This is a genomic window from Verrucomicrobiia bacterium, assembly GCA_019634625.1.
Lineage (GTDB): Bacteria > Verrucomicrobiota > Verrucomicrobiia > Limisphaerales > CAIMTB01 > CAIMTB01.
The window spans coordinates 57,367-68,118 of the sequence record JAHCBA010000036.1 but is presented as its reverse complement, the minus strand read 5'-3'; the positions used below and the strand labels follow the sequence as shown (position 1 = coordinate 68,118).

The 10,752-nt window shown below is 65.0% G+C and carries 11 protein-coding genes; 6 read left to right on the top strand and 5 right to left on the bottom strand.

Annotated features, from left to right (window positions below):
- Positions 1–286 (top strand): hypothetical protein (locus tag KF833_18440; protein MBX3747292.1); only part of this gene is annotated, 286 nt, incomplete at its 5' end.
- Between the two features lie 206 nt (positions 287–492).
- The gene (locus tag KF833_18435; GenBank protein ID MBX3747291.1) at positions 493–1,179 is read left to right on the top strand and encodes a hypothetical protein; all 687 of its coding nucleotides are present in this window, start codon (positions 493–495) and stop codon (positions 1,177–1,179) included.
- A 176-nt stretch (positions 1,180–1,355) separates the two neighbouring features.
- Here KF833_18435 and KF833_18430 read toward each other — a convergent pair whose 3' ends face one another.
- The 5 genes from KF833_18430 to KF833_18410 form a co-directional block, all read right to left on the bottom strand.
- Positions 1,356–2,063 (bottom strand): DUF4145 domain-containing protein, encoded by a 708-nt coding sequence (locus KF833_18430; GenBank protein MBX3747290.1) that lies wholly within the window; start codon positions 2,061–2,063, stop codon positions 1,356–1,358.
- Between the two features lie 330 nt (positions 2,064–2,393).
- On the bottom strand, positions 2,394–3,587 hold the full coding sequence (locus KF833_18425) for a Fic family protein (protein ID MBX3747289.1): 1,194 nt from the start codon (positions 3,585–3,587) through the stop codon (positions 2,394–2,396).
- Positions 3,588–3,708: 121 nt separating this feature from the next.
- A complete protein-coding gene (locus KF833_18420; protein ID MBX3747288.1) occupies positions 3,709–4,275 on the bottom strand; it encodes a hypothetical protein in 567 nt (188 codons plus the stop codon).
- Between the two features lie 7 nt (positions 4,276–4,282).
- The gene (locus tag KF833_18415; protein ID MBX3747287.1) at positions 4,283–5,470 is read right to left on the bottom strand and encodes a restriction endonuclease subunit S; all 1,188 of its coding nucleotides are present in this window, start codon (positions 5,468–5,470) and stop codon (positions 4,283–4,285) included.
- Positions 5,467–6,708, bottom strand: coding sequence for an SAM-dependent DNA methyltransferase (locus KF833_18410; GenBank protein MBX3747286.1), 1,242 nt, complete (start codon positions 6,706–6,708; stop codon positions 5,467–5,469). Before KF833_18410 ends, KF833_18415 begins: the two co-directional genes overlap by 4 nt.
- Positions 6,709–7,429: 721 nt before the next feature.
- Between KF833_18410 and KF833_18405 the strand changes: the two genes are divergently transcribed.
- The 4 genes from KF833_18405 to KF833_18390 all read left to right on the top strand — a co-directional run bounded on the left by KF833_18405 (position 7,430) and on the right by KF833_18390 (position 10,600).
- The gene (locus tag KF833_18405; GenBank protein ID MBX3747285.1) at positions 7,430–7,585 is read left to right on the top strand and encodes a small basic protein; all 156 of its coding nucleotides are present in this window, start codon (positions 7,430–7,432) and stop codon (positions 7,583–7,585) included.
- Positions 7,586–7,695: 110 nt separating this feature from the next.
- The gene (locus KF833_18400) at positions 7,696–8,409 is read left to right on the top strand and encodes an rRNA pseudouridine synthase (GenBank protein MBX3747284.1); all 714 of its coding nucleotides are present in this window, start codon (positions 7,696–7,698) and stop codon (positions 8,407–8,409) included.
- Positions 8,406–9,686, top strand: coding sequence for an SH3 domain-containing protein (locus tag KF833_18395; GenBank protein ID MBX3747283.1), 1,281 nt, complete (start codon positions 8,406–8,408; stop codon positions 9,684–9,686). The genes KF833_18400 and KF833_18395 overlap by 4 nt, the downstream gene beginning before the upstream one ends.
- A 5-nt stretch (positions 9,687–9,691) precedes the next feature.
- Positions 9,692–10,600 carry a bifunctional 5,10-methylene-tetrahydrofolate dehydrogenase/5,10-methylene-tetrahydrofolate cyclohydrolase gene (locus KF833_18390; protein MBX3747282.1) on the top strand — a complete coding sequence of 303 codons (909 nt, stop codon included), beginning with the start codon at positions 9,692–9,694 and terminating at the stop codon, positions 10,598–10,600.
- Positions 10,601–10,752: the final 152 nt, after the last annotated feature.

Sequence of the window (10,752 nt, the reverse complement as noted above, 5' to 3'; positions counted from 1 at the left end):
TCGGGAACTCCAAGCCGGTCAGGACGGCCAATTGCCCATAGCCCATGGGTGGTCCGTCTGGCGGGCCAGCGCCAATCGGGAATCCGATCCGAAAGCGCGCACCCTGGCGGGCTATGAAGCCATGTGGCGGCGCTTCCAGGGCTGGGCCGGCAAATCCGGGATCGCTCACCTCCACGAGGCGTCCCGCGCCCATGCCGAGGCGTACGCGGAGGACTTGTGGAACTCGGGTGTGTCACCCAGCACGTTCAACCAGCACATCAAACTGCTCCGTCCAGCGTTTCTTTGAATCGTGCGGGTTGCAGACGACTGAAAAACCGACGCACCGGCAGCGCCGCCGGGCCATCGTCCGGGTGGGATTCCACAGCTTTCGCCACAGTTTCGTTTCCCTCTGTGCCAAGGCGAAGACCCCGCTGCATGTGGTCCAGAAGCCCTGCGATTCCGCGCGTCGTGCTTCCGGGAGGCGGCCAAGGTTCGCCGTAGCTCCAATATCAGATGGACGAGGTCCTTCGGAACGCAGAGGCAGCGCGGAACGTCTCGCCGAAGACGTGGAACGACACGCTCAAGCTCCTGCGGGCGACCTTCAAGAAGCTCCACCCTCAGCTCGCGGAGGGAAGCAACCCGTTCCACGGCCTCGTCACCAAGGCCTCGGAGACCGTCAACCGGGAGCCGTTCAAGGTCGAGGAACTCAAGGCCATCACCGAGACCTGCGCGAACGACGACTTCATCCGGCCAATCATCGTCACTGGTATGTGTACGGCGATGCGGCGCGGCGACTGCTGCATGCTGACACTGAGGTGGGCCGACGTGGACCTCGCGGCCGGCTTCCTCTCCGTCGAAACCGCCAAGACGGGGCAGCAGGTGGGCATCCCGATTTTCCCGATGCTCGCGGAGGAACTGAACCGGGCGAAGGCCAAGTCCGGAAGCTCGGAGTTCTGCTTCCCCGACGCCTCTCGGATGTACCAGCGCAACCCGGACGGGATCACGTGGCGGGTGAAGCAGGTCCTGGCCCGGGCACTCCACCGCGCCTCCGGGGACGGGACCCGGGCGTTGCCGGCGCCGGTGAACCGGGACGAAATCCGATCCCGGGTTGAGGCCCACCTCGCCCGGCTCGGCGAACCGACGAAGGCACGACGGATTCGCGCCGTCTTCGAGGCCTACGACCGGGGGGGGCAGCCTTGAGGAGGTCATGACAGCGACGGGCCTCGTCGCTGCACCGCCGGAAGTACGAATCTGAGGCCCGCGAACGCGACCGCACCAACAATGAGGCTGGCCCACCACGGAGCCAAAAGCAGGAGTTCAAGAGGACTATGGTTTCGGCGCTTCATGTTCAGTGTCGTTCGCGTCCAGCACCCGGTTCAAGCGGCCACCGCAGTTAGCCGAATAGCCTCCAGCGTCCGCACGAGTTCGTCCAGGTGCTCCGGGCTAAACAAAGCGTCGGGTCCCCGAGGTGTCAGATCAGTGAACGGCGACTCGTACACCGAGCCAGGCTCGACCACGCCGCGCTCGGTCAGGTGGTCCACGATCAGGTTCAGGAACTCGATTTGGTTCGCCGAAAACGTCTTTCCAGCACCGGTGGTCATGACGACGAGGGCCTTCCGGTCGTGATCCTCCTCGAAGGCCTCCCCGATGCGCCGGATCGCCCGGGTCTGGTAGTACCGCTCGACGATGGCTTCGTTGACCTTCGCCTCGGCAAGCGGTTGACGGGTCGTTCGCCGCTGGATCAGCAACTCCAGCTCCGACCTCTTGAGCGCGTCGAACTGCCGCACCGGCTTCGAACTGTGCACCGCTTCATTCCCGATCCGCTGGATCAGCCGCGCCTTGGCAAAGACCGCATCCCCGACGGCGGTCTTGAAGGTCGGTTCGTGGATCAGCGCGCCGAGGTTGTCCTGATACGGCAGACGGAGCGACGCGTCGTGTTTGTAGAGCCAAGCCACCAAGAGCTCCAACGCACGGCGGGCGTGAAAGCAGGACGTCCTCGGATCGGGGTAGATCAGCGACTCGGCCTTCGCCGCGGCCTCGTGCAGCGCCGGCCATTCGAGCTGGAGGAACTCAAAGTGGGCCATGGCTCAAGTCACCCCTCGAACCGCGATCAGTCCGATTCCGGTCGGTCAGAAACGCGCCCGGGCGGCTTATCGCACTCGGGCGCTGGCAGCGAGATTCCTCGCAGTTCCTCGACCCAGGCGGACGCCGAAGGGACGTCCCTCCACGCGACAGCCCCCTTCTTCCAGAGCGCCCGGAGGGTATCCTCAAGTCCTTTGGGGGCCGGGGAGTCCTCGCTCATGGGACGGGAGTCTGCCCCGGATTCGGACCGTTCGTCACTCGGAATGCCAAACGACGCGCAAGGCTGGGTCTTGCGGTCGGAGTACCGAGGTGCGTCGGACTTGATCCCAGGCTCAAGCCGACAGGAACCCATAGACCTTTCCCTTTGGCATCGCCTTCACCCGTTTGAAGAACTCCGCTTCGGTAATCCGTGTGGGCCAGTCGAGTCGAATACGCAGCGAGTACCCGGCCTTGTCCGGCAGCCGCGTGGCCGACAAAGCCTCCAACCCGATCAGATAGTTCAGGTCACGGACCAACGCCTTGTGGGGATTCTTGACCATGTAGATGTGCCGCGTCCGCTCCGCCAATGCAGTCAGGGTCATCTCTTCCTGATCCAGCATCAGGACCAGCAACTGAACGTGACGGCTGGACATGACTCGCTTGCGAGGTGACTTAAGCCGGCCGAAGAGGTCCGTGACCGTGTTGCGAAAAAGCGCCTTGGCCACCTGCTGACGGATCTCGGCGAACAGGCTGCGACACTGGCTTTCGATGCCCTTCAGCGCGAATGTCAGAAACGGCGTCAGGTCGTGGTCCGCCGCCCGCGTCGCCGCCAGCGCGTTGAGGTAGCCCACCTTCTGCTCGTAGTAGTAGTTCGACATCGCGATGAAAAGCGTGTCCCGCAGCCCGGTGCGCTGGAGCATCAACGCCTCCAGGGCTCGCGCTGTTCGACCATTACCATCCAGGAAGGGATGCATGGCGGCGACATGGTAATGCAAGGCTAGGGCTTGGATCAGGGGATCGTGCCCATGGAAGGCACCACGCGCCGCGGCGATCAACCCGTCGAGCGCCCGGCGGCACTCCTCGCCACCTTCCGCCCCGCGATGGCGTGGCGCTCCGAAGGTCACGTTCTGATCGCGACCCCGGATTTGACCAGGCCCGCAGTGATCGTCGTCACAGCCCGAGACCAACCGGCGGTGGACGTCGCAGATCAGGTCCAGATCGACCGGTCGGTCCGACTCCAAGGTGGCGATCCACCGATACGTGGCCACGGCAGCGGCGGCCTGCCGCTGGGAGCGGGATTCCAACTGCTCCGGCGTTTCCCGCATCGCCGCCTCGAGCTCTCGCTCCGTGAACTCGGCGCCCTCGATGCGGGAGGTTCCGGCGACCTCGCGCTTGAGTTGAACCTTCTGGAGTTCGTCGGCCCAACTGCGCTGATAGGGGATTTGGGTCAGCGCGAGGATCCCGGCCTTGGCGGCAAGCAACCCCTCCAGAATCGCCATCCGATTGTAGGTGATCCAGTTCCGCGGGATTTCGTAACGGACGAACACGGCTCGATTAGATCGCGGTTCGTTTCCGTGTCAACGGCAGGCATTGATGATTCGCATCCTGCTATTCTACAATGGCTTGAATCGAATTGTTACCATGTCGGATGCAGCCTCGTTTCAGGCTTCATTTCCATGACATTTCGTCCTCCAGGGACTCCACCGTGAACATGAACCGGACGAGTTCATCGAGCTTACCGCGGCTTGGACCGTTCAGGCCGTTGCCGTAGCGGGAGTCGTAGTTCTGGGCCCAGTCGGCCGCCAGCTTGTAGCCGTGGCTCGGCGAATCGGCGTGCCACAGGTAGATCGCCAACCCCTGCTCCACCAGGAGGAGCGGCCAGCACTTCACCAACCGCACCGGCCCCCATGCCTGCTTCTCATAGTCGGCCTGAGACGCCCGCGCCCGGTCATGCAGGTCCTGCGTCGCACGGCGATCCGGTTCCGCGAAGAAGCTCTCCCGAGTTGAGGCGGGTCCGAGCAGCTTCGACGCCTCTCGCAGAAGCGCGCCGTGTTCGCCTTTCGTCGTGCCCTTCCGACCGGCGGCACGCCGGGCCACCCACAGACCGAACCTCGACAACCTCCCAGGCCGCTCGAACCACTTCTTCAGGACCGTCAACCGGGTCAGCGGGGCGTTTCCGTCGGCGTCGATCTGGTCGATGATCGCCAGGATCTTCTCGGGGACGGCGGTGCGCATGGTGCTCCTACAATTCGCCCCGAAGGGCGCGGTGCTGGAGGGAGGCGAAGAGGGCGTCCAACTCCGCCAGCGAAGCGCGTTGCGCGACTTTCAGCTTCTCCACCGCGGCGACCCGGCGGGAGAATTCAAGCTGGAGGCCAATCGGAGGAACCGGCACGGGGAGCGAACGCAGTTGGGTCATGTTGATACTGGCGAGGTTCGTGGTTCGCTTGGCGCAACGAAGGAAATAGGCGCGTGCGGCGGGCCCTTGAAGGTACTCATGGAAGTACCCCGGCAAGAGTTTGGAAGCATCCGTGCGCACTCTGAATACGTGATTCTGGTGGATGCATCCCTGCACCTGCCCATCAAACAAGGCACCGCGCCCGAGCTTGTCGAAGTCACCACCTTCAGTGAGCAGCACATCCCATGCCTTCAAAGCCAGATCAGCCACCTCCGATGGTAGCGCCTCGATGTTCTTCACCTCCGACAAGTCCAAGTAGCCGGCCTGGACGTTTGCCACTCGAAGGTACGGCACCTCCACCGCACCTCTTCCGTCGAGCTTGCGTCCCTTCGCTACAACCGAGACCACCTCAGCACATTCCGCGAGCACAACCCACGGGTGACGGCCTTGAGTCGTGGCCTCTCCGAACAGACCTCGAAAGATCGCCTGGGGTAGTGCCTCGATCTCATCAAGCGCGGCCCGGCGCTTGGCCCGCAACGCCTCCGCCCGATCCAGCACGTCCGCGATGCGGCGCTGCTCGGGAAGCGGAGGAAGGGGAATTCCAAGTCGCGAGACAACCGCCTTAGAAACCTCCTTAAACGTAGCCCCGTTACCAAGGCTCTCGAGATATGCCCTATTCGATCGGAGCCAATGATAGAGAAAACCGGCAATGAGTCGGTCTGACCGAGGAATGAAGCTCTTGAATCCTTGATTGGTCGCCATTGGAACCGTGTTAATGGCGACATGTCCGATCGGCGCGCGTGAGCTGAAGAGTACGGATTGAGGCGGCAGAACCGCCGCGGCACAACTATCCAGCCCAATCCGCGTGATCTTGCGAGGTGTATCCGAAATGAATGGCCCTTCCAGTTCGCCAAGGTCCTTTGGCGTAGCCCAGCAGATATCGCCATCCCAATAGGATGGATCGGAAGTGCTCGGCGTCGCCCCTGAAACGGTGGCAGCGCACTCCTCAATGCAAACCTGGGGCCGACTTCTCACCTCAACATCCCCTCCAACTCCCGCATCCCCCGCTGGATCTCGTCCTCGATCCTCGCCAACTCTCCGAGAATTTCCTTCGGCGCGCGATGCTTCACCTCCTCGTGGACCACCTCCTTGTACCGGTTCAGCGAAAGGTCATAGCCCTGGGCCACGAGATCGGCCTTGGGCACGCAGAAGCTCTGCGCGGTGCGCGCGTTCTTTCGTTCCTCGCCGTCGCGACGCGACCAGCGGGCGAGGGCGTCGGCCAGGTTGTTTTTCGTGTGATCGTCAGGGGTCAACGGGACGCGTGGCGTGGGACCGAGCTTCTCGGCGGGCAGCAGCTCGTTGCGCTTGTCGTCGAGCGACCAGCCGTCGGCATCGACATCGTAGAACCACACGTGATCCGTCCCGCCAGAGTTCGTCTTGGTGAACAGCAGAATCGCCGTCGAGACCCCGGCATAGGGCCGGAACACACCGCCGGGCAGCGAGATCACCGCGTCGAGCTTCTGTTCCTCCACCAGAATCCGCCGCAGTTCACGGTGCGTCTTGCTGGAGCCGAACAGGACGCCCTCCGGCACGATCACCGCGGCGCGGCCGCCCGGCTTCAGCAGCCGCAGGAAGAGCGCGAGGAACAGCAACTCGGTCTTCTTCGTCTTCACGATCTGCAACAGGTCCTTCGCCGTGTTCTCGTAGTCGAGCGACCCGGCGAACGGCGGATTGGCGAGCAGCAGGGTGTACTTGTCCTCCTCCCCCGCGTGGTCCTGCGCGAGCGAATCCCGGTACCGGATGTCCGGATTCTCCACCCCGTGCAGGAGCAGGTTCATGCTGCCGATCCGCAGCATCGTGTTGTCGAAGTCGAATCCGTGGAAGAGATGGTGGTGCAAATGCTCGCGCAGTTTCGTGTCGCGGAGAACCTCCGGATGCCGGGCGCGAAGGTACTCGCCCGCCGCCACCAGGAAGCCGCCGGTACCGCAGGCCGGGTCGCAGATCACGTCCTTGGGTGTCGGCGCGGTCAACTCGACCATCAGTTGGATGATGTGCCGCGGGGTGCGAAACTGGCCATTCTGCCCGGCCGTCGCGATCTTCCCGAGCATGTACTCGTAGAGGTCGCCCTTGGCGTCGCGGTCCTCCATCGGCACCTGGTCGATCATGTCCACCACCTTGATCTGCCCGATGACCTCGAGCGGGTTGGAGATCCCTCCGGACCAGAACGTGTCCCAGATGCGGTCGATGCGGCTCTTGAGCTCCCCGGTGATCATGCGGCGGTGTGGACGGCTTCGTGGAGGGTGATGGGAATCGGCATCGGAACGGCAGACATTCCTGCAAGTCCTTCCGGAGACGCGTCAAGGACCGAGCGACGGCCCGTCGGACCGATGGTCTGCCATTTCGGGGGTACTGGCCAGCCGCTCGGTTCGGGATTTCGAGGCTGGCAGCGGGCTCGTCTTTCACAATCGGCCGAAACCCAACAGCACGCGTCGCTTCATCCAATTGACTCAATACGATGAGTGATCTTGCGCAGCACCCAGGGCCAGATGGAATCCCACCCGGACACCGTGGTCCGTGCATCCCGGAGTGGTTGGGAGAGGTGCGAGCTTCGCGCAGCGCGGTCTCCGAGGGCCGGGTTCCACGAGGCCGCAAGGCAGGGGTGCAATGGATGGAAGACTCACGGAGTTCGTCCCTCCGATTCGCTGCCTCCTCTCCCACAACCCGGGGAGGCACCGTTATCGCTGGTCCGATGGGTTCGATCCTGCCCGGACCTGCCATTCCGCGTGGGAACTGGCGAGGGCGAAGGGAAAGGGCGATTGCGAGTACGATTACGATTACAATTACGAGGCCTGCTGCACATCACTGAGAGGGGCCCGCCGGGTGAACCGGCAAGTCTTCCCGACGTAATTTCATTTGCCGACCGGCCCCGGCGTGATAGACAAGCCGTTCGTTTTTGGCGCCCCGGGCGCCGCCTAACCGTCATTTCGCACTGTTATGTCACAGCATCCCAGCCTGCGCGGCGCCTCCACCCTTGGCGCCAAGCGCAACACCCTCAAGCGCTTCGAGCGCGTCGAACTTCTTCGCAAGCGCGGCCAGTGGAAGCCCGGCGACCGCGTCACCGGCCTCCGCAAGACCAAGCCGCCGGAGTAGGCCCACGTCCAGGGTGACGCCACCTTCGGCGCCCTGCCGCCCATCCCCCTTCCACCGCATGCGCCGGCGGCGTGGTCCGCTCCGGCGCATTTGCGTCTTCCCCCATCTCCATGAAAATCCGCCTCCAGAAGTTCCTCGCCGATGCCGGCGTTGCCTCCCGCCGCGCCGCCGAGACCGTGATCCTGGACGGCCGGGTCTCGGTCAATGGTTCCGTCATCCGCACCCTTGGCACCCGGGTGGAACCGGATCAGGACCGCGTACTCCTTGACGGCCAGCCGGTGCGGACGCGGCGCAAACACCACATCGCACTCAACAAGCCGGTCGGCTACATCTGTACCCGTGAGGATCCCCACGCGGCCCGGAAGGTCGGTGACCTGCTCCCCGCCGAGTGGCGCCACCTCTACCCGGTCGGCCGCCTCGACCGCGAAAGCGAAGGCCTGATCTTCCTCACCAACGACGGCGAGTTCTGCCTCCGCCTCACCCACCCGCGCTACGGCATCACCAAACGCTATCTCGCCACCGTTGCCGGCCGTGTCGATGTCGCCATGCTCGAACGTTTCCGCAAGGGCATCGTCTGCGGCGAAGACCAGCTCCGGATCCTGCGCGGCCGGGTGGTCTCCTCCCACCCCAACGTCACCATCGTCGAACTTGACCTCGCCGAGGGCCGCTATCGCGAAATCCGTCGCCTGTTCGAATCCCAGGGCCTCGAGGTCGAACGTCTCGTCCGCACCCAGATCGGCCCCATCAAGCTCGGCGAGCTGCGACCGGGCCGTTGGCGGACGTTGACACCCGGGGAGCTGAAAACTCTACTGAACCCGCTATGACCAACCGTTCGCGGTCTCTCCTGGCGGCGCTTGCACTCGCCGGACTGGCCCTGACGCCGTTCGCCCTCGCCGCCATCGAGGGTCGCTCGACTGCCGATCGCGTCAATGTCCGCTCCCGACCGGGTTACGTCGGGGAACCCATCACCCACCTCCAGCAGGGTCAAACCGTCCGGATCGTCGGCACCAACCTCATCGACCGCCCTTCGCCCGGCGAGCCCGACGTCTGGTACCGCATCGAACTTCCGACAACCGCCTCCCTCTGGGTCGCCGCCGACTACGTTGATCCCGCGTCCCGAAAAGTCACTGCCGACGTCCTCAATGTCCGCGCCGGCCCGGGTTACGATTACGCAACGGTCGCCAGGGTCGCCCACGACACCGTCCTGCAAACGCGCGGCGACGTCCGCGATGGCTGGCTGGAAATCGCCGCCCCGCCCGACGCCCATGGTTTTGTCCCCGCCCGGTTCCTGAACCTCGATCCTCGGCCGGCGGCTGTCTCCACTCCTGCCCCGACCGCCCCACCGCCCCCACCGCCCCCAGCACCCGAAAGCAGCCCGGCCATCGCCCCCGTCCCCGCCCTACCGCCACCTTCCACAACGCCGCTTCCTTCCACCCCCTCGATCCCCGCCACCAACGATCTGCCACCCGCCATCCCCCAGGTGCCCGTTACGCCCCTCACCCAAACCCCGGCATTGCCCCAGGTCACATCGGTTGCTCATCCCCCCCCTCCGGCCGATGCCGCCCCCTCCCTGGCTGTTGCCGGCCTCGACACGACGCCTCCCGCCCAGCCTGCAGACCCGGCCCAGACTCCGGCTGCCCCGGCCCCGGACGGCCCCAAGGATTACGCCCGGTTCCGGCAGTTCATCGACTCCCGCGCTGACGCGCCACCCGCCGTTCAGGAGCTCGCGACCGCCGCACCGGACTCCTTCCATACCGAGACCCAGGCGCAGGCCGATCCCGACAGAGGGTACGACGCCGATCTTGCCGGTGCCCAAGACAGGAATCCACTGCCGCCCGACACCCGGGAAGCCCGCTGGGTGCGTCGCGAAGGGCTGGTGGTCCGCCCCCTCAATTTTGCGGCCCCCACCTTCCAGGCTCTCCAGGCCCGCGACAGCGGCAGGTTCATCAATTTCCTCTTCTCCTCCGGCCCCGAACCCATCCCCTGGACCGAGTATCATGGCCGGGTCGTGATCGTCACCGGCCGCGAATACCTCGACCGCCGCACGTACTGGCGTGGCATCCCCGTCCTCGACGTCGAGGCCATCGAGGCGGTCCGCTGATCCGCATGCACAATCTCATCGACGGTCGCGCCCTCGCCGCCGGCATCCACGAGGAAACCCGCGTCCGCGTCGAGGCCCTGGTCCGGCGCGGCATCACCCCCCAACTCGTCTTCCTCCGAATCGGCGAGGATCCCGCCTCCAAGGTCTATGTCGGAATGAAGGAGCAGACCTGCTCCCGCCTCGGAATCCGCTCCACCACCATCGTCCTGCCCGACACCACTCCTCAGGCCGACCTGCTCGATCGCATCCGCCTCCTCAATGCCGATCCCGCCGTCCACGGAATCCTCATCCAGGCCCCCCTGCCTCCCTCCATCGACGCCCCCGCGGTCTTCGCCAGGGTGGACCCCGCCAAGGACGTGGACGGCTTCCATCCCGTCAACATGGGCCGACTCCTCCTGGGCGACCCCGGCGGCTTCGTCCCCTGCACCCCGGGCGGCGTCCACGAAATGCTCATCCGCTCCGGCATCCCTATCGAAGGCCGCGAGGTCGTCGTCCTCGGTCGCGGCAACATCGTCGGCAAACCCATGGCCGCCATCCTCCTCCAGAAGGCCCGCCACGCCGATGCCACCGTCACCGTCTGCCATTCCCGCACCCCGCGCATCGCCGAACACTGCCGCCGCGCCGACATCCTCATCGCCGCCCTCGGCTCCCCGCATTTCGTAAGCGCCGATATGGTGAAGCCCGGCGCCACTGTCATCGACGTCGGCGTCAATCGCATCCCCGATCCCTCCGCCAAAGGCGGCTCGCGCCTCGTCGGCGATGTCGATTTCCCCGCCGTCCAGCCCGTCGCCGGCCGCATCACCCCCAACCCGGGTGGCGTCGGCCCCATGACCATCGCCATGCTCATGCGCAATACCCTCCATGCCGCCGCCGCATCCTTGGGAATGGAATGGCATCCGCGGAGGCCTGCGTGAGATCGCCCGTCTCGGAACCAGCGCGTTTCGAATCGAGGTGGATGTGGACATAGAAGACCCGGCGGGTATCCCTCGACCGGATCGAACACCTGCGGGAACTCGGGGCCGACTCCGACATTGCCCGACTCTACGAAGGCGGCTGGATGGAGGAG